The organism is Crinalium epipsammum PCC 9333 (genome assembly GCF_000317495.1).
Classification (GTDB): domain Bacteria; phylum Cyanobacteriota; class Cyanobacteriia; order Cyanobacteriales; family PCC-9333; genus Crinalium; species Crinalium epipsammum.
The window spans coordinates 4,989,391-5,008,720 of record NC_019753.1 but is presented as its reverse complement, the minus strand read 5'-3'; the positions used below and the strand labels follow the sequence as shown (position 1 = coordinate 5,008,720).

Genomic DNA, 19,330 nt, shown 5'->3' with positions numbered 1-19,330 from the left:
ATCTACACTTGACTGAAACGCGATGGTTGAGTCGAGGGGGGATATTATTCCCCGCCCCTCTCATTTAGAACCGGACGTGCGACTTTCGTTGCATCCGGCTCCCGATGTTCTTGGCTTGCGCCTTTGCTCATGTGGACGTAATTGTGACAGCTTTCGTGAATTGCTAAAAGGTTATTTTTCTTCCAATTATTATGGTTGCAATCTACGTGATGCAAGTGTACCTTTTCGTCACTAAGCATTTTTAAACCACAATATCCACACGAATGGTTTTGCTTTTTAAGGGCTTTAGAGGTTTCGCCGTTGTAGAGCTTGCTATTGCGTTCGCTCCAGTAGGCAATATCTCCGTCATAAGGTGATTTCTCACCTTTGACGCTGATATGTTTGTTTTCGGAGTATGGAACCTCTGGGAATGCTTTACCCAGTAATTTCTTGCTGGATTGTTTATCCTGTTTTAATTCCTTGTTGAATACCCTGAAAGCCCTTGCTTCGATGTGATATAACGAGTTTCTTGACCCGTCCATCTTGCAGAAGCGGTGGTAATTCCTCCAACCTCTAACTACAGGGGCTAATTTCTCAGCCTTTGTGGTAGCACCATAATTCGAGTTGTTGACGATGTGTTTTACTTTCTGACGAAAAGCTTTGTAATTGTCCTCTGATGGAACGCATCTAAACTTTCCGTTGTTCTGCACCTTGAAGTGCCAACCGAGGAAATCAAACCCATCTGTCGTAGCGGTTAGCTTGGTTTTCTTCTCACTAATCTTCATCCCCCTTTCCGCTAGGAACTGGCTTATTTGCTCAAGTATTGCCACTGCATCGTCTTTAGGCTTTAGAATGACTACCATGTCATCTGCGTATCGCACGGAGTGGTGAATCTCCTCTATGCCATTGAGTGCAATGTTGGCTAATAAGGGACTCACTACCCCCCCTTGCGGGGTTCCTTGTTCTGGAAATTCTGGGTTGACTCCTGTTTTAAGGCATCGGTAGATTCCGAGCTTAATACCCGTTGGGGCGATGAGTCGTTCCATTATGGATTTGTGAGCAATCCTATCGAAGCATTTTTCGATGTCGAGTTCTATGACTCGTTTTTCTATTCCGTGACAGCGTGAGTTCAAGTTATTGAACAGAATTTTTTGTGCGTCTTGCGTCGAACGACCGGGGCGAAACCCGTAGCTCGTTGCTCGGAAGGTTGCTTCGTGTGCTGGTTCTAAAGCTAGTTTTACAAGGCATTGCCAAGCTCTATCCCCGATAGTAGGCACTTTTAAGAGGCGAGTTGTCCCGTCCTTCTTAGGTATGGGTATTTCTCGTAGTTTTTGGTGTTTCCAGTTGCTACTTTTGGTTCTAAGTTCTTCACTCAGAACGAACCTTTCCTCATGGTTGAGTGAGGCTAACCCGTCTATACCTGCCGTTCTTTTTCCAGCGTTTAGCTGTGTTACCTGACGTATTGCCAACATCCTAGCTGCGGTTGACTTGAGTATCAACCTCTGAAGGGACATAGCCTTGCGCTTGTCTCCAACCTGAATTGCTTTGAACACTCGCTTTTGGAGGCGGAATAAATCTTTCTGGAATTTCTTCCAGGGCAGATTTTTCCAAGTTTCACTAGCATTGCTGCTGTGTCTAAACATACTCTTCTCCAGTTCGTGTTTTCTGAACACCTCAGACCAATTACGGTCTGTCCTACCCGGATTGTGGGGATTCCGACGCTCGTCTGTCCTACTTGAAGCTCGACAGCTTCTTGACCCACATTCCGTTTTTATTCGTTCCTTCGGTTAGATTGTTCGTTCCTTTAGGTGTAGCCAATTCGACCATTGGACTCCCTGGACTCTTGTCGCTATTGATACAATATGCGACGGGATTATCTCCAATGAAGTCAGGGTCTTGATGTTATGCCCTGCTTGTGAGTAAGTCGCTTTTCTAGGCTCAGTTTCACCATCGGAACTCCCCATTAGCGCCAGTGTCATCTCATAACAGATGTCTGGTTGCGCCCTGTTCCCAGCTTCACCCTCCAAGAATCGAGCTTGGTCAGTGTGGGCAGATAGGGAGTCATACCTGAGTCTGGTAGGCAGGGCTTTCACCTGCATCAGACCGAAAGTTCAGCTTTTGCTGACAGTAATCTGCTGTCGGGCTGGAAGTGCTATGTACGGGCTTTCACCGTGATTCACACTTCAACGAATCGCACCGCATCCCTCACTCCTGCCAAAGTGCTACAATCTACAACCATAGCTAGGGGTGTCCGTAAAATCGGGCTGAGAGCAAACCCTGAGAACCTGAGACTGGGTAATACCAGCGTAGGAAAGCTGTTTATTAGAGGAACTTAATATGCGTTCAGAATGGGTCGCGAAGCGTCGTGGGCAGGGTAATGTTACTCAAATGCACTATGCGCGTCAGGGTGTCATTACCGAAGAAATGCAGTATGTAGCTCAACGGGAAAACCTCCCAGTTGAGTTAATTCGTGATGAAGTTGCACGGGGACGGATGATTATCCCTGCCAATATCAATCACACCAACTTAGAACCGATGGCTATTGGTATCGCCTCTAAGTGTAAGGTAAATGCCAATATTGGAGCCTCCCCCAACTCTTCCCATCTTCAGGAAGAAGTTGATAAGCTCAACCTGGCAGTTAAATACGGTGCTGACACCGTGATGGATTTGTCCACAGGTGGTGGCAACCTCGATGAAATCCGCACCGCAATCATCAACGCTTCCCCTGTACCCATTGGCACTGTGCCTGTGTACCAAGCCCTAGAAAGCGTTCACGGCAATATTGAAAGTTTAACCCCCGATGACTTCCTGCATATCATCGAAAAACACGCTCAACAGGGTGTAGATTACCAAACTATCCACGCCGGAATTCTGATTGAACATCTACCGTTAGTAAGAAATCGCCTTACGGGTATTGTTTCTCGCGGCGGCGGTATTCTAGCGCGGTGGATGCTGCATCACCACAAACAAAATCCTCTATATACGCATTTCAAAGACATCGTTGAAATCTTCCAGAGATATGATGTTTCCTTCAGCTTAGGAGATTCATTGCGCCCTGGTTGTACCCACGATGCTTCTGACGAAGCGCAACTAGCTGAACTCAAAACCCTTGGAAAACTAACCCGCAAAGCTTGGGAAGATAACGTCCAAGTGATGGTTGAAGGGCCTGGTCACGTCCCGATGGATCAAATTGAGTTTAACGTCAAAAAGCAAATGGAAGAGTGTTCTGAAGCACCTTTCTATGTTTTAGGGCCATTGGTAACAGATATTGCTCCAGGTTATGACCATATTACCTCAGCAATTGGGGCTGCAATGGCTGGTTGGTATGGTACTGCGATGCTGTGCTATGTGACACCTAAAGAACACTTAGGCTTACCAGATGCCGAAGACGTGCGGAATGGGTTAATTGCATATAAGATTGCTGCCCATGCTGCGGATATTGCCCGTCGTCGTCCAGGTGCAAGAGATAGAGATGATGAACTTTCTCGCGCCCGTTATAATTTCGACTGGAACCGCCAGTTTGAATTATCCCTCGACCCCGAACGCGCTAAAGAATATCACGACGAAACATTACCAGCAGACATTTACAAAACTGCTGAATTCTGTTCAATGTGTGGTCCTAAATTCTGTCCAATGCAGACTAAAGTTGATGCTGATGCGTTGACAGAATTAGAGAAGTTTTTGGCTAAGGAACCTGTAGCTCAAGGTTAATAATTAAAAGGGTGGGTAATGCCTACCCTTTTAACTTTTTCGGCAGTAGTATCCGATGTGTAACAACAAATTGTAGCTACAAGCGGGTAATCGAGGTTGAATGGGATGAAGCCAAGCGTCTTGCCAACATTCACAAGCACGGCATTGATTTTATCGACGTTTCAGCTATATTTGACGACGAACTTTCTCGCGCGCGTATAATTTCGAGGTTAAATCTAGGGAGTTGAAGTAGTGGAAGTCGAATTTGGCTATGTACGAGAATACAACACAGTGAGGGGCTTTGGCTTTGTAAGTCGCACATTTAAAAATAAGAATATTTATCAACATAGGAAGGGGGTTTGGTTCCATATTACAAAAGTTAAAAGTAATTACCCCGATTTAGCGCGAGATTTAGATGCTGGTTCGTATGTAGATGTTAGCTTCTGGTACGAGATTGATAATAGCGAAGGTGAAAAGGTAAGTACGATTTGGCTAGATTCAAAAGATATTCCTGATCAGCAGCGAAATGATTTAGTTACTTACATTGAGCAGCTATGGCGCAACATTGATAACTCTCCCTCACAATGGCTAGATCAGGTTACACTTGCTTTGCTTGGACAGCTTCGTAAAGATGAGTTGAATAAAGACCGTAACGACAGAATTTGTGAACGAAAAGCAGCGGAAGAGGAAGAACTAAGAGAGATAGAGTCTCAATTGGGACAGTTTTTTATATCTGGAATGGAATTTAGAACTCCAGGGCGTTTGGGAAGACGAAGCACAATAAGGGATATGGAACCTGAACGGGTTTACATAGGTTTGCCAGAACATCTGAATAATCTTGTCTTGTGGGTTAGCCGTAAGTATCGAAAAAACCGTCTTTCACACATACCTGGTGGAAGTGATGTGATTGTTGAATATCATGATGGACGGGCTTTTGGCTATGACTGGATAAAAAAGCCTTCGATTTATATTGGTAGTTTCTTCGCTGGAATTGTAGAGTATGCCTCTGATGCCTTCAATAAATTGGATGAGAATAGTCAGATGCAAATTGCCAAGCGGAAAATTGCCAGAATTTTTGCTAGAAAATACAATGATGATGATGAATATTCCACTGCTGCCTTCGTAGAGGTTTGGAATTCAGAAACATCTAATGAAATGCCTTGGAAGTCATTGGAGCGATTTGAAGTTAGACAACAGAACCAAGATGACTTTGATGAAGACTAGGATTTTATTTTATAAAGTGCATTTGAGTAGTATGGAAATCAGCCGGAATATGACTATCCTATAGATAAAACTGAACGAATGTGGGGTATTTCAGATCCGAGACTTGTAGAGGATTAAATGTTTGTCGATATGCTCTTTTTGTCTTTGCGAACAGCCTAAGACTTAGCTTTCCATCTATAAAGTGCGAGCGCATAGCGTACTAGAGGCGATCGCATCCTATAATATTTAAAATGAAAATAAGAAAATTAGTGATCGTTTCCCATATCAAAAGAAACCATGTTAGACAAAGCTACCCTTGAACAACGCTTGGTAACTGTTGAAAAAGCAGTTTCAGACCTCCAGCATAAGTTTGAAAATAAGCCGACCTCTGAAAACTGGCTAGAAAAACTTATTGGCTCAATTTCTGATGAAGCAGCTTTTCAAGAAGCACTAGAATATGGACGTGCTTTTCGTCAGGCTGACAAGCAAGAGTGATTTTGTATAAATAAATGTGAAATATCTACTCGACACAGACCATATTAGTTTCCTACAGCGCCGCTCTAGTTCAGAATTTAACCGCTTAACTATGCGGATGGCTCAATACTCAATTGCGGATTTTGCTTTATCTGTTGTCAGTTTTCATGAACAGGTACTTGGCGCTCATGATTTCATCAATCGTGCTAAAACGAATGCTGACACAATTCGTGGATATACATTATTATTAGAAATTCTTCAGGGCTTTGCAACGGCTCCTGTTTTACCATTTGATACTGAAGCAATTGCCCTTTTTGATGCACTACGAGGGCAAGGAGTTCGGGTATCCACGATGGATTTAAGAATTGCTGCGATCGCTATATCTCGCAACTTAGTGTTATTAACCCGAAATGTTAGTGATTTTAGCAAAATTCCAGGTTTAGTAACAGAGAATTGGACACTTTAGATCCTACAAGCTAAAAAGGTGACTATTAAGGTAAGCTATCAGTAATAAAGTAGCAGTGCGATCGCTTCTAGATAAAATAAGCATAATTGGGACTCTATATCCCTTGAAGGCATCAGGCAGCAAATATGACACTCCTTATCATAACTTCGGGGCTGGGGCAGTCCTGATGGAAGCACTGGAGCAATCGGTTTCTAGTGATTAAGGTTTATGCGTTTCAACATCAAAGGCAATAGCAATTATGAACACCCTCGACCAAGTGCTAGAAACCGCTTTGCAACTGCCCTACGAACAGCAGGAAATGCTGATCAAAATTCTGCAAAATCGCCACCACGAAAGTCGCCGCGAAGAAATGGCTGCGGATGCACTAAAAACCTTGGCTGATTTCCATGCAGGCAAATTTAAACATCAGTCAGCCAAGGATGTCGTTGTAGCATTGCGCCAGTCTTTGCACGACCCAGAAGCATGAGAGCATTGGTTTTAACCCCAAAATTCAAACGGGCATTCCGCAAGTTTGTCAAGCGAAATGCTGATCTCCAAGAACGCATTGAAGACACCCTTCAACAAATGGAAACAGACGTATTTGCTTTAGTTTTAGGCACGCACAAATTAAGCGGTAAACTTGACGCTCTTCAGTCCTGCTCTTGCGGCTATGATTGTCGTATTGTCTTCTCTATTGAAGAGGATACAGAAACGAATAATGAAGTCATTGTTCTGCTAGACATCGGGACACATGATGAAGTTTATTAATTGTGTCGGTAGTTCCAGCAGCATCATAGGATATTGAAGGAAATAAACGAAATCTGCTTATTCCGCCAACTGTGGTTTATTCTTGAGATAATCTGCGATCGCTTCAGCTAAATTATCTTCAGGGCATAAGGAAATGCGCTTACTATCCCTATTAGCTTTTTTCTGTTTTGGGTTAAGTATAATTGGACATTTTTCTACCTACTTTTATCTAGTAAATATTGAGCTTACTCCGCTTGCATTATTTTTAAATATTATTCTATTGGTATTAGTAATTGCGCTGATAGTGACAAAATTAACCTCATCCAATAGAAATAATAGTACAAATTATATGGAACTAATACCTACCTGGATAAAATTTGTTCTCAATGGTTTTTTTATCTATGCAATTATAAATGTATTAATATTTTTCTTGCTTGTAGGAAACACAACATTAGAGACACAGAATGGTAAATACTTTTTGTCTCATCCAGGTTCTACCCCACAAGAATTAACAGTGCAGGAGTACCATCAGCAAAAAGCTCTCAGATTTAGAGGGCTGTCTGGACATTGGATGGCATTTTTTCTCCTGCAAGGATTATACTTTTGGTATGGAAACTCGACAGCAGTAGAAGAAGATTAAGAGTGCGATCGCGCCCAGTTTTGCTGAAGATCTTCAATTGTAAATACTGCTTGAAATTCTAATCCAACAGATTGATAAAATTCAGCCCCGCCTTGCTGTCTATCTACCAAAGAAATTACCCGATCAACTTCATACCCAGCATCTCTTAAACGCTCAACTGCTTTCATCGCAGATTTACCAGTTGTAACCACATCTTCCAATACAACAACTTTTGCACCTTCTGGCAAAGTTGGACCTTCAATATATGCCCTTGTACCATGTCCTTTGGCTTCTTTACGGATAATTAAGGCAGGAATTGGGCGATTTTGATATGCAGAAACTACACTAACCGCCGACACAATTGGGTCAGCACCCAAAGTTAATCCCGCAACGGCTTGGGTATCTTCTGGTAGTAGAGATAACAACAGGCGACCGATCGCTAAAGCACCTTGCGGGTGCAGAGTTACTTCTTTACCATTAATGTAGTAAGAACTGCGTTGCCCAGAAGATAAAACAAAATCACCCTCTTTATACGCCAGTTGACACAATAAATCTAGTAGGTACTGACGCAGCGTGGTTAAGTCAGTAGTAGGTAAGGAAGAGGTTTGGGCAAGAAGTTCGTTAGTCATTACTAAGGCTCAATCAGCTAAATATTTAATTATTTGACCAAACCTCATCGTAAACTTAAAGATCGGATACGATTGAAAAAAAGTTGCGGGTGGGGTTATGAGAATGCGTACCAACTTAATAGCAGTGTTGGCTTTTACTGCTGCGGCTAGTTTTTTTGCTAAAAGTGCGATCGCGCAGACAAACCCTTCAACCATTGGTACTGGAGAAAACATCCCAGACGCAATCAACAGAGCTTTCTTTTCTGACTCTGGAGACATCTACCGCAACGCCAATGCGCGTCGTCAAGTTCAATTTCTCCTGGGTATTGGTTCACCTGCACGAAACGCTTTTCCAGAAAATGAAATTAGACGCGATGCTGAGAGAATTGAGGGACTTTACAGAGATTTGCTCGAACAGCAAGTATCTAGCGATCCACTAATTCGCACTCCTGATCTCACTAATCCCTTTAATACCTCACTTAGAACCCTGGGTACGAACCAACGAGTATTTGGTGGTAATCAGATCTTAGAAGCACCTCTACAGCCTTAACAATTAACAATGACCGCAAAAAGCGTAATCTTTGCTCATATGCAGTAGAGCGATTGTATTGTGGAAAAATGGCACGCAGAGAAAGACTGTCTCTTTTAACTCGAATCCTAATCCTAACTTTCCCAGCATTTAATCTGCCATTAGCTTGAGAGATCCGAGTATTGTTATCCAAAGCTACCTAAAACCTCCCCTTGATTATCCTTAATCAACCTCATTAATCAAGGGTAATCAAGGGAAGCGAGGAGCTAGTGCTAAGACCCAAAAGCCCACGCAGAGGGAGTTTTCATTTTAAATCCAGGGTGCTGGAGTTGAACCAGCCTTGGGTTTCCCCACGGATTATGAGTCCGTTGCCTACACCGCTCGGCCAACCCTGGTTGAAGACATCATTAGTTTAACAAGATTGTCTTACTTTTAACAACATTGTTAAACAAGTAAATCATTATAGCTTTTTTAGCTGCTCGTTACAAGCAAGGTTTTACACTGGACATACATAAACTAGGGGCAACTTTAATTTCAACCTAACATCTAAAATAATGTAGATGTTAGGCTTAACCTGTTATTGACGTTCTTACCTGAACTTTCAGCACATAAACCTGGCAGTTGAGTAAAAATTGTACAGTAAAGCCTACGACTTTTTTTGTATGTTCAGAACAGAAATGAAAGTAAATTCAACAGTCGTACTCACATTATTATTGCTTTTGCTGATGTTAGGCTCTGGTGTTGTTAGTTCAATGCTAGGGTTTGCCATCGGTCATGCAGCCCTGAAAGGAGTTACACAGCCAGACATTCGCCCAACTAATAAACTGACTGGCAATAAGCAAATTGCTTCCGGCAAAGAAAAAGCGATGATTCTGCCGGAGGAAGATATATTAGCCGCAGTGAAAGCAGAGCGTAGCGGTAAAAACAAGGCTTCTAAGGTAAACAAACCGAAGGCGGAAGCTGTATCGCAAAAGTCCCCTGATCAATCTAGTTCAACTTCTCAAGCGGGGTTTCCCATTAAGAGTGAAAGTCAAGGGGTAACGTTGCAAGTGCTTTCAGCACGTCAACAACCAGGTTCTTTATTGCTAAATGTGAGTTTAAAGAATCAAGGAAATTCTTCTATGAGGTTTCTGTACAGTTTTTTAAATGTTACTGATGATCAAGGCAACACTTTAAGTGCTACTACAGATGGTTTACCAGGAGATTTACCAGCTAATGGGCAGGAGTTTACGGGTACGGTGACAATTCCTAACGCTTTGCTAGATGACTCTAAGAAACTATCATTAAAGTTAACAGATTATCCCGATCAAAAATTGCAACTGCAAATGTCTAATATTCCAGTTGTGAAATAAGGGATTTATACCAGACAGAAGGAAAAAGGCAGATAAAATGTTGATCTTTTTCCTTTTGGCTGTAACTTTTTTATGGTAAGTGCTGTTTTTAATATCAAAACGTTGAATGCAACTCTTTCTTTGAACTGGTCAGATGTAGCCGTGCGATTGTTGTCAGTGCTACTTTTGATTGCGATCAATGCTTTTTTTGTCACGGCTGAATTTTCGATTGTGTCTGTGCGGCGATCGCGCATTAATCAACTGGTGCAAGCAGGTGATGCTGAAGCGTATACAGTTCAAAAGTTACAACGTAGTATTGATCGACTACTATCTACAACTCAACTGGGGATAACTCTCTCTAGTTTGGCTTTAGGCTGGATTGGTGAAAGTACTATGGCAGTGTTAGTGGCATCTTGGTTAGCACAACTGTCTTTACCAGTAACTCTTAGAGGTTCCATCTCTCATTCTATAGCAATTCCTGTCGCTTTTGTTCTGATTGCTTACTTGCAAATTGTTTTAGGTGAACTTTGTCCTAAATCTTTAGCTTTACTTTACCCAGAACAATTAGCAAGATTTTTAGCACCACCTTTTTTAGCTATAGCTCGTTTTTTCAACCCTTTTATTTGGATTCTCAACCAATCAACTCGCTTTCTATTAAGACTTGTAGGCATTGAATATAAAGGTCAGCCGTATACGCGCTTAACGCCAGAAGAGTTACAAATGATTATTAATACTGATCGTGAGTCTACAGGTTTAGAAGCAGAAGAGCGAGAACTACTAAATAATGTTTTTGAGTTTAGCGAAGTCGTAGCCGCAGAGGTAATGATTCAGCGTACAAATATTATTGCTATTCCCATTACTGCCACTTTTCAAACTTTACTTGATAAAGTAGTTGCTACTGGTCACTCTCGTTTTCCGATCATTGAAGAATCACTTGATGATGTACGTGGTTTGATTTACTTCAAAGAATTAGCTGAACCTTTAGCTCAAGGTCATCTTACCCCTACCACGCTTATTCAGCGTTGGATTCGTCCTGCAAAGTTTGTGCCAGAAAGTACGCCTTTAAGTGATTTATTACCTGTAATGCAGCGATCGCATCAAGCAATGGTAATAGTTGTAGATGAGTTTGGTGGTACTGCTGGGTTAGTCACACTTAAGGATGTAATTGCCGAAATTATCGGCGATGAGCCAGCATCTGAAAGTTCTCACTCTTTGGATTTGCAAGTTTTAGACGACCACACTTTTTTAGTGCAAGCGCAGATGAATTTAGAAGAAGTAAACCTAAATTTAAATCTTGATTTGCCCCTGACTGATGAGTATCAAACTCTTGGAGGTTTTCTGCTTTATCAATTGCAGAAAGTTCCAATACCAGGAGAAACATTTTTATATAACAATTTAGAATTCACTGTTATTTCTGCTAAAGGGCCACGCCTGCACGAAATTAAGATTCGGAAATAATTAACAGTCAATTTTTACTTGGTAACTGATTACTGATTTCCTTGTTCACCTCTAACAGCATAAGGTAACGGATCTTCTAAGCCTAATTCAGAAAAAGCTGCCAGTCTTAGCCTACAAGAGTCACAGACACCGCAAGCAATATTGCCACCGGAGTAGCAAGACCAAGTTAGCTCCCAAGGAACGCCCAAATTATTGCCTAATTGGATAATTTCGGTTTTTTTGAGCTTAATTAGGGGCGCGACTATACTAATGGGTTCTCCTTCCCTTCCCTGCTTTGTTCCCAGTCGAAATACTTCCTGCATTGCCTGAATATAGTCTGGGCGACAATCGGGATACCCAGAGTAATCAACTGCATTGACACCTATATATACTCGTTCAGCACCTTTAGCTTCTGCGAAAGCTAAAGCAAAGCTTAAGAAGATGGTGTTCCGTGCGGGAACATAAGTTACAGGAATATATTCTGAAATGTCAGTAAGAATCCGATTTGTTGGCACGGCAATAGCATCATCAGTCAATGCCGAGCCACCCCAACGGCGCAAGTCAAAGGCGATAATCTGATGTTCTATTACACCTGCTGCACTAGCTATTTTAGTGGCTGCTTGTAACTCAAGTTGGTGTCGCTGCTGGTAGTCAAAAGAAATCGCATGAACTACGCAACCATCCATTTTAGCTTGATACAGAACTGTAGAGGAGTCTAATCCACCAGATAATAAAACAACTGCTTTCACGGGAAAAATTCTCTATTCAACAAATTTTGGCTGCGATCAGTTTTAAGCCTGCAAGCCGAGGTGATAAATTCTATATCTTCTAACTGATTAAAAGCGATCGCCTGTCAGGTCTTATAAAACTAATACTTAATTGAGGAACTAGAACAAAACTTTGAAATTCTTTACAACTAGAGTCGCTGTGATAGTATCTGGATGGTTTGAGGCGACTAACACAAGTTGTAAATTGACTTAATACCAGTGGTGGAGGAGTTATAGGAGTGGAAGATAGTATGTCAGTTAAGAATTTAGATAGTCATATACATAGAATTCAGCCCCAGCCTATCAAAATAGGCGTTATTGGTGTCGGGAATATGGGACAGCATCATACCCGTGTTCTCGGTTTACTAAAGGACGTTGAGCTAGTAGGTGTCTCAGACATTAATGTTGAACGAGGTTTAGACATTGCTAGTAAATATCGCGCTCGCTTCTTTGAAGATTACCGCGATCTTTTGCCTTATGTAGATGCAGTCTGCGTTGCTGTCCCTACACGGATGCACCATGAAGTTGGCATGGCTTGCTTGCAAGCAGGTGTCCATGTGTTGATTGAAAAACCTATTGCTGCCAGTATTGCTGAGGCTGAGTCCCTGGTAAATGCTGCCGCCAAGTTTCAATGTATTTTACAAGTAGGGCATATTGAACGCTTTAACCCAGCTTTTCAGGAACTCAACAAAGTCCTAAAGACTGAGAAATTACTGGCATTGGAGGCTCATCGCATGAGTCCTTACTCCCAACGTGCTAATGATGTCTCCGTTGTTTTAGATTTGATGATTCACGATATTGACTTGCTGCAAGAACTGGCAGGAGCGCCTGTAGTCAAGTTAACCGCTAGTGGTAGTTGTGGTTCCGAATCTAAGTATTTAGACTATGTGACAGCGACGCTAGGGTTTGCTAATGGCATTGTTGCTACCTTGACAGCTAGTAAGGTTACGCACCGCAAAATTCGTCGGATTTCTGCTCATTGTAAAAACTCCATGACTGAGGCAGATTTTCTTAATAATGAAATTTTGATCCATCGCCAAACAACTGCTAACTATATGACTGATTACGGTCAAGTTCTATATCGGCAAGATGGATTGATTGAAAAGGTTCATACCAGTAATATTGAACCGCTTCATGCAGAGTTAGAGCATTTTGTCAACTGTGTTCGAGGTGGCAATCAACCTTCTGTAGGTGGAGAGCAAGCTTTGAAGGCGCTGCGTTTAGCTAGTTTAATTGAACAAATGGCGCTGGATGGTCAAGTATGGAAGCAGTCTGACAAAGAAAGCCGTGAGCTAAGTTCACCGACTGTGACAGTTGCTTATTAGATATTTGCCGTTTAAACATTGCACAACCTTCTCCGCCCTCAAATAATTAGGGTGGGGATAGTTGCTTTAGTGGAATGTATAGTAGTTAGCTTTTCTATTTTATGAAGCTATATAAGTTTCACCTCTACAACTTGTCCTAAGCTTTTTGTCTATTTACTACAAAAACTCGTGTTACTAATGGTTGGTAGTCACAGAAGTTGGCATTTGTAGTAGTTACAGTAGCGATCGCCTCCTACTTGTACAGAGAGCAGTTCCAAACAAATCATCTGTATTAAGTAGTGCGGGCATCACGAGAGCGCCTTGTGCAAGCTTAATTAAGTTTTATTGGTTTAGCAGGAATGATTAGCGATCGCTTTCTATTCTTTGTAGTATATTTGTAGTATCAAACAACGCAGAGCAAGATTGCGACTGCAAATTTGTCCACGTAGCTCAAATGCCATATAAACCACTCAACTTATCAACGCCAGTTCCTATATTGTCTTGGGCAAACCACGAACTAGGGCATCAGGAAATCAAAATGGCGAAAAACACTGCCTCCCTGCCCTTTGTATTCAAGCACGTTGCCCTGATGCCAGATGTTCACCTTGGTAAAGGTGCTTTGGTCGGTTCTGTAATTGCTACTAAGGAAGCGATAATTCCTGCTGCTGTCGGAGTAGATATTGGTTGCGGGATGGCAGCTATTAAGACTGCTTACACTGCTGATCAATTAGAAGGCAAACTCAAGAAAATTCGTCTGGATATTGAGGCAGCAATTCCAGTTGGGTTCAATCAAAATAAGGACACCGACAAAACAGTTGATAATTGGCAAGGCTGGCAGCAGTTCAAAGATTTGCATCCCGGCGTACAACATTTAGAATCCAAAGCGATGAAGCAAATGGGTTCATTAGGCGGAGGAAATCATTTTATTGAGGTTTGCCTAGATACTGAAAACAGTGTGTGGCTAATGCTGCATTCTGGTTCACGCAATATCGGCAATATGTTGGCACAATGCCACATTAGTACAGCTAAGGAACTCACCAGACTTGCTAATACGCAACTACCAGATTCAGATTTAGCTTATTTTGTCCAAGGTACACCGGAGTTTGCCGCATACTGGCGCGATTTACAATGGGCGCAAAACTACGCCCGATTCAACCGAGAAGCGATGATGGCACGTTTCAAGCGGATTATTGAAAAACATTTAGCAGGTGGCAAACAAGCTAAACCACTATTGGAGGTTAATTGTCATCATAACTATGCAGAGCAGGAAGTTCATTTTGGTGAAGAAGTTTATGTCACCCGCAAGGGTGCGGTTCGCGCTCGTGAACAAGACTATGGCATAATTCCTGGTTCGATGGGGGCTAAATCTTTCATTATTAAAGGGAAAGGTAATGCCCACAGCTATTGTTCTTGCAGTCACGGGGCGGGGCGGTTGATGTCACGCAATAAGGCAAAGGAAAACTTTAGCCTTGATGATTTGCTTGAACAAACTCAAGGGGTTGAATGTCGTAAGGATACAGGGATTTTAGACGAAATTCCTGGTGCTTACAAACCTATTGAGCAGGTAATGGCAAATCAGTCTGATTTGGTCGAGGTAGTAGCAACTCTGAAGCAGGTTGTGTGTGTGAAGGGGTAAAAAATCCTCAATATGGTATAAAGGAAATCGGACAGGCAGACCTATAAATAGGCTATAAATTAGCGACAATTGAAACCGCTTAAAAATTATTTAGAGGGTATGTGGAGGTAGTGCTATGTCAGATTTAGATCGTGGAATTATGAAGTTTAAGGGGGCTGATTCCCCAAAAGCAGTGATTATCTCATCTGTGCTAGTTTTAGGTGGCATCGGCTTCCTACTTTGGTGGGCATTGCAAAGTGCCTATGTGGTTAATTAAATAGGTAACTCGCAGAGTAGGTTTGCACTAAGGATAACAAGCTGTGGTGCGATCGCTCTTTTTGCACTTACCTTTAAAAATTGGGTTTAAAACCCCTGAATCAGCACTGCTTCGTGTTAAAATCTTAGTGGTCTAACAAACCCGCCCTAGTCGAAGATACTCCGAAATAAATAACAAGGTTGAAAGTCCTGCTACGGGTTGAGATTAGATATAGGGGAAGCGGAAGTAAGGCAATGGTAAAAACAAGTCCAACCTTGAACGCAAATTCAAACAAAACAAGTATTTGTTTTTAGTCGCGGTGGGACACATCGAGACTCAAAACGGACGGGGAGAGAGGGTAAGACTTTCAGCAAAAGAAAGCGCATCTCGATGAATCGTCAACTCCATTCAACGACTACCCGTTTTACGGGTAGCGTGGCGAGGAATCACCGTACATCGACGGTCGGTGAGGATGTCAAAAACTAATCTCAACATAAGCATGGGGCAAGCCTTCTCGGATTGCCCCATACTCATAATTAATAGTTTTCTAATCTTTAACACTAGCTGTGCCACCCAGACTTAGTGAGTAGCAAATATCAGCAGACTCAAACTATCTGTAAATTACGACTTGCTTGCCTCATCTTGTAGGCGAGATACAACATTGTAATCATCCGCACCTGCGGGAGTTCTAGATTCGGAAACACCTTCGGTTGCACCACCAATGGCTTTCCATGCTGCAAAACCACCCTTGAGTTCAGCTACACACTCAAAACCAGCTTGGCGCAATGAAGAAGCGGCACTCGCAGTTGCTTCGTCGGTTTCGCCATAAACATAAATATCGCGGCTGGGTTCTAGGCTAGATTTAGCGCGGTCTACCAACTGATCCACAGGCATCGCCATTGCGCCCATGATATGACCATCGTTGAATGTCTCGCGATCGCGCACATCAAGAATTGTAAAAGCTGGTTCGCCCCATTCTAAACGTGATTTCAAATCTTCAACTGAAGATTGACTTTTCATTCCTGGTGGAGTAGGGGTAACTTCAGGCATATTATCTTTAGCGCCTTTAATTGAGTCAGCTACCTTATTGGTAACATTCTCAACACCTTCTGTAATTTTGTCTTTAGCGTTTTCCAAGTTTTCTGAAATGTTTGACATGATTTAAAATCTCATTACTTAACTTTAAATGAAATTTAGCAATGAATTTATACTTAACTTCTCTTTCTTGGGAGGTAATATATAATTTATCTAACTTTAGACAGACGTGATTATCTAAATTTGTCTGCCATGCGATTAGTCCCAATGATTATTGAATATAATATTTATCATTTTTAGAAAGTATGCCAGGATTTTGTGATAGATATATAAATATGTTTTTGTTTAAATACTGAATTAAGATTTTTTACTCCTAAAGTAATTAGTTAAAAAAAATGTTGTTAAGAAATATTTTGATTTTTTAAACATCAATTTAAATTAATATAAAATTACCAAATTAAGTACTGAAACTAATTTTTGATTCAAATTAGGTAATACAAGCAAAAATTATAGTAAAAATAAATCGCAGAAATTCTGTTAAAATGTTAATTATATGAATTCCTAGTTAAATATCTTTAAATGATCTGCCATATCATAAATAAGTCAATAAAAATTACCTCATACAAAGAATAAATAATATGGCACTTGGTATTCAACCTTTGCCCACAGAGGTAGTAAACTTAATTGCTGCTGGAGAGGTGATTGACTCTATGGCAGCAGTTGTACGTGAATTGGTAGAAAATGCTTTAGATGCTAGAGCCAAAAGAATTGTAGTATCTTTATATCCCGATCAGTGGCGGGTGCGCGTTGCCGATAATGGCAGTGGTATGGTGCTAAGTGATTTAGTACAAGCAGCAGTTGCACATAGTACTAGCAAAATCCGCCAATGCGAAGATTTATGGAAGATTACTAGCTTAGGATTTCGTGGCGAAGCTTTACATAGCATAGCTCAGTTGGCATCTTTAGAGATTTTGAGCCGTGCAAGTAACAGTAGTGAGGGGTGGAGTGTTACTTATAATGCTCAAGGGGAAGCGGTTGATGTTTCGGCTTTTGCGATCGCACCTGGTACTGTAGTTACAGTATCTAATTTATTTGGTAGTTGGGCTGCTCGTCGTCAAGGTTTACCCCCGATGTCGCAACAAATGCGAGCAGTGCAAGCTATTATTCATCAAATTGCTTTATGTCATCCCCATGTTACTTGGAATGTACAGCAAAATGGACGCGAGTGGTTCAGTATTAGTCCTGGTGTTACAGCTAGACAAATTTTACCTCAGTTATTGCAGCAAGTAAGGTTAAGCGATCTGCAACAACTAACAATTAAAGTACCTACGCCGCAAGCTGTGGGGGTGCAGGGAAATGAGGGTGTAGGGGAGAATAAACCAGATAATACTTCAATTTATAACTCATCTGATCAAAATAGTTATGTAAATTCCTCACTATATATAGTATTAGGATTACCCGATAGATGCCATCGCAGACGTGCTGACTGGGTGCGAGTAGCTACCAATAGACGGATGGTGCGATCGCCTCAATTAGAGCAAACTATATTAGGAGCATTTCAGCGTACTTTACCACGCGATCGCTATCCTATTTGTTTTCTGCATTTAGATATTTCTCCTCATCAAATAGACTGGAACCGTCATCCCGCCAAAGCAGAAATTTACCTACACCATCTTACTTATTGGCAAGAACAAGTAGCGCAAGCAATTGAGCAAGTTTTGCGAATAAATCCAGAACTTCTTCCAGAGACACTGCATACAGAAAGAGTGACACAATTACTTAAAGCTTCTGAAGCTCAAGGTGGTTATAATGTCGGGCGTTCAATTCAAGAATCACCACCGAAGCAAAGCACAAATAAAGTTAATGATATTGGATTGATTGAACTAAGAGCGATCGCACAAGTTCACAATACTTATATAGTGGCAGAACATCCCACTGGATTATGGTTAGTAGAACAACATATTGCCCATGAGCGAGTATTATACGAGCAATTATGCGATCGCTGGCAACTTATCCCCTTAAAATCGCCAGTAATTCTCACCCAGCTAACACCAGCGCAACTAGAACAACTTCAACGATTAAATCTTGATGTTCAACCATTTGGTGAACAAATATGGGCAATTCGTACAGCACCAGAAATTTTAGCGCAACGAGATGATTGCCAAAACGCCTTATGGGAAATTAGCTTAGGAGGTGACTTACAAACTGCCCAAGTAGCAACCGCCTGTCGTAGTGCCATCCGTAATGGTACACCCTTAAGTCTCAAAGAAATGCAGACCTTATTAGATCAGTGGAAAAATACGCGCAACCCTCGTACTTGTCCACACGGACGACCAATTTATTTATCCTTAGAAGAATCTGCCCTAGCACGTTTCTTTAAGCGTCATTGGGTGATTGGTAAAAGTCATGGTATATAACCCACTAACGATTAAAAAAGATCAAAGGCAAACCTCCCCCTCCCCTTATTAAGGGGAGGGGGTCGGGGGGTGGGGTAATGCGTTTAATTAGGTTGACATACTTATGAACAATACGACAATCGCATCTGTTTCATTAAACATTGTTTTATTATTTATAATAATATTATTACTGTATCAAAAAGGCTCAGTCAATAAAGCTTTTATTGATTTTTGTGCAAGTGTATCATTACCCACAGACAATTTAATTACAAAATCTTGGTGGATAAGGGAAGTTAGCCATCAAGTCAGCTTGACGCAATCTCAGGAATACAATACTTGCATATTTGGTGACTCAATTACTTCTCCTCTCAGCAATACATTAGGTGAACATACTTTTAACTTTGCTCTCAAAGGCATGAGTAGTGTTTCTCTAATTGAACAACTAAACAAATTAGCTGCTGCTCATGTTAGATGTCAAAAAGCAATTATCGCCATTGGTACAAACGATGCTTGTTACCACATTGATGATGATACTTTTATTAATAATATGCAGCAAGCAATATCTTTAGTAAGAGAAATGGGTGCTAATCAGGTAATTTTAATTCCTACTTTTTACTCAACTGTTGCAGCAAGTCTCAATCCATTATTAGCAGGTACAATTACCAGAATTGAAGAAATTAACCAATTAATTCATCAAATTGCCGAAAGTCAAAATGTTGCCGTAAATGCGGAATGTATACAGGAGTTATTTGAAGGGAAAGCACTGAAAAAAAGTTTAACTACTGATGGTGTCCATCTCAATGCTGATGGACAACAGATATATCGACAAGGATTAATAAAGCTCATTAGTAGCATTGGTACTTGATCCTAGTAGCATCAACAACAAAGAGTAAAT

Annotated in this window: 19 protein-coding genes, 1 tRNA gene and 1 riboswitch; of the genes, 15 read left to right on the top strand and 5 right to left on the bottom strand. The window is 41.3% G+C overall.

All coding sequences use genetic code 11. The features are described from left to right. Window positions 1–44: 44 nt before the first annotated feature. Window positions 45–1,622 carry a group II intron reverse transcriptase/maturase gene (locus tag CRI9333_RS21785; protein ID WP_015205318.1) on the bottom strand — a complete coding sequence of 526 codons (1,578 nt, stop codon included), beginning with the start codon at window positions 1,620–1,622 and terminating at the stop codon, window positions 45–47. 590 nt (window positions 1,623–2,212) lie between these two features. Continuing rightward, window positions 2,213–2,309: riboswitch (TPP riboswitch) on the top strand. A 7-nt stretch (window positions 2,310–2,316) separates the two neighbouring features. On the opposite strand from CRI9333_RS21785, the gene thiC reads away from it, so the two are divergent. From thiC to CRI9333_RS26985, 7 genes are all read left to right on the top strand, one after another. Next, window positions 2,317–3,690 carry a phosphomethylpyrimidine synthase gene (gene thiC / locus CRI9333_RS21775; RefSeq protein ID WP_015205317.1) on the top strand — a complete coding sequence of 458 codons (1,374 nt, stop codon included), beginning with the start codon at window positions 2,317–2,319 and terminating at the stop codon, window positions 3,688–3,690. Window positions 3,691–3,921: 231 nt separating this feature from the next. After that, window positions 3,922–4,893, top strand: a complete 972-nt coding sequence (locus CRI9333_RS25210) for a hypothetical protein (protein WP_015205316.1) — start codon at window positions 3,922–3,924, stop codon at window positions 4,891–4,893. 276 nt (window positions 4,894–5,169) lie between these two features. Then, on the top strand, window positions 5,170–5,367 hold the full coding sequence (locus CRI9333_RS21760) for a hypothetical protein (protein WP_015205315.1): 198 nt from the start codon (window positions 5,170–5,172) through the stop codon (window positions 5,365–5,367). 16 nt (window positions 5,368–5,383) lie between these two features. Continuing rightward, a complete protein-coding gene (locus CRI9333_RS21755; RefSeq protein ID WP_015205314.1) occupies window positions 5,384–5,812 on the top strand; it encodes a type II toxin-antitoxin system VapC family toxin in 429 nt (142 codons plus the stop codon). A 238-nt stretch (window positions 5,813–6,050) separates the two neighbouring features. Continuing rightward, window positions 6,051–6,278, top strand: a complete 228-nt coding sequence (locus CRI9333_RS21750; RefSeq protein WP_015205313.1) for a hypothetical protein — start codon at window positions 6,051–6,053, stop codon at window positions 6,276–6,278. After that, window positions 6,275–6,559 (top strand): type II toxin-antitoxin system RelE/ParE family toxin, encoded by a 285-nt coding sequence (locus CRI9333_RS21745; RefSeq protein WP_015205312.1) that lies wholly within the window; start codon window positions 6,275–6,277, stop codon window positions 6,557–6,559. Before CRI9333_RS21750 ends, CRI9333_RS21745 begins: the two co-directional genes overlap by 4 nt. 328 nt (window positions 6,560–6,887) lie before the next feature. Beyond that, the gene (locus tag CRI9333_RS26985) at window positions 6,888–7,178 is read left to right on the top strand and encodes a hypothetical protein (RefSeq protein WP_157462367.1); all 291 of its coding nucleotides are present in this window, start codon (window positions 6,888–6,890) and stop codon (window positions 7,176–7,178) included. Here CRI9333_RS26985 and pyrE read toward each other — a convergent pair. Beyond that, complete coding sequence (pyrE, locus tag CRI9333_RS21735) at window positions 7,175–7,786, bottom strand: orotate phosphoribosyltransferase (protein ID WP_015205310.1); 612 nt, start codon at window positions 7,784–7,786, stop codon at window positions 7,175–7,177. The genes CRI9333_RS26985 and pyrE overlap by 4 nt on opposite strands. Window positions 7,787–7,889: 103 nt before the next feature. Between pyrE and CRI9333_RS21730 the strand changes: the two genes are divergently transcribed. Continuing rightward, window positions 7,890–8,315 (top strand): hypothetical protein, encoded by a 426-nt coding sequence (locus CRI9333_RS21730; RefSeq protein ID WP_157462366.1) that lies wholly within the window; start codon window positions 7,890–7,892, stop codon window positions 8,313–8,315. 293 nt (window positions 8,316–8,608) lie between these two features. Here CRI9333_RS21730 and CRI9333_RS21725 read toward each other — a convergent pair. After that, a tRNA-Ile gene (locus CRI9333_RS21725) sits at window positions 8,609–8,689 on the bottom strand. 282 nt (window positions 8,690–8,971) lie between these two features. Here CRI9333_RS21725 and CRI9333_RS21720 point away from each other — a divergent pair. Then, window positions 8,972–9,646, top strand: coding sequence for a hypothetical protein (locus tag CRI9333_RS21720; protein WP_041226904.1), 675 nt, complete (start codon window positions 8,972–8,974; stop codon window positions 9,644–9,646). A 72-nt stretch (window positions 9,647–9,718) separates the two neighbouring features. After that, window positions 9,719–11,083 (top strand): hemolysin family protein, encoded by a 1,365-nt coding sequence (locus CRI9333_RS21715; RefSeq protein ID WP_015205307.1) that lies wholly within the window; start codon window positions 9,719–9,721, stop codon window positions 11,081–11,083. Window positions 11,084–11,112: 29 nt separating this feature from the next. Here CRI9333_RS21715 and queC read toward each other — a convergent pair whose 3' ends face one another. After that, complete coding sequence (gene queC, locus CRI9333_RS21710) at window positions 11,113–11,811, bottom strand: 7-cyano-7-deazaguanine synthase QueC (RefSeq protein ID WP_015205306.1); 699 nt, start codon at window positions 11,809–11,811, stop codon at window positions 11,113–11,115. Between the two features lie 269 nt (window positions 11,812–12,080). On the opposite strand from queC, the gene CRI9333_RS21705 reads away from it, so the two are divergent. From CRI9333_RS21705 to CRI9333_RS27450, 3 genes are all read left to right on the top strand, one after another. After that, a complete protein-coding gene (locus CRI9333_RS21705; RefSeq protein ID WP_015205305.1) occupies window positions 12,081–13,154 on the top strand; it encodes a Gfo/Idh/MocA family protein in 1,074 nt (357 codons plus the stop codon). 433 nt (window positions 13,155–13,587) lie between these two features. Further along, the gene (locus tag CRI9333_RS21700; protein WP_015205304.1) at window positions 13,588–14,769 is read left to right on the top strand and encodes an RtcB family protein; all 1,182 of its coding nucleotides are present in this window, start codon (window positions 13,588–13,590) and stop codon (window positions 14,767–14,769) included. A gap of 115 nt (window positions 14,770–14,884) precedes the next feature. Further along, complete coding sequence (locus CRI9333_RS27450; RefSeq protein WP_015205303.1) at window positions 14,885–15,025, top strand: hypothetical protein; 141 nt, start codon at window positions 14,885–14,887, stop codon at window positions 15,023–15,025. 600 nt (window positions 15,026–15,625) lie between these two features. Here the strand turns inward: CRI9333_RS27450 and CRI9333_RS21690 are convergent. Further along, complete coding sequence (locus CRI9333_RS21690; protein WP_041226902.1) at window positions 15,626–16,054, bottom strand: rhodanese-like domain-containing protein; 429 nt, start codon at window positions 16,052–16,054, stop codon at window positions 15,626–15,628. A gap of 623 nt (window positions 16,055–16,677) precedes the next feature. On the opposite strand from CRI9333_RS21690, the gene mutL reads away from it, so the two are divergent. Further along, window positions 16,678–18,456 carry a DNA mismatch repair endonuclease MutL gene (gene mutL, locus CRI9333_RS21685; RefSeq protein WP_015205301.1) on the top strand — a complete coding sequence of 593 codons (1,779 nt, stop codon included), beginning with the start codon at window positions 16,678–16,680 and terminating at the stop codon, window positions 18,454–18,456. A gap of 103 nt (window positions 18,457–18,559) precedes the next feature. Further along, the gene (locus tag CRI9333_RS21680) at window positions 18,560–19,300 is read left to right on the top strand and encodes an SGNH/GDSL hydrolase family protein (protein WP_015205300.1); all 741 of its coding nucleotides are present in this window, start codon (window positions 18,560–18,562) and stop codon (window positions 19,298–19,300) included. Window positions 19,301–19,330: the final 30 nt, after the last annotated feature.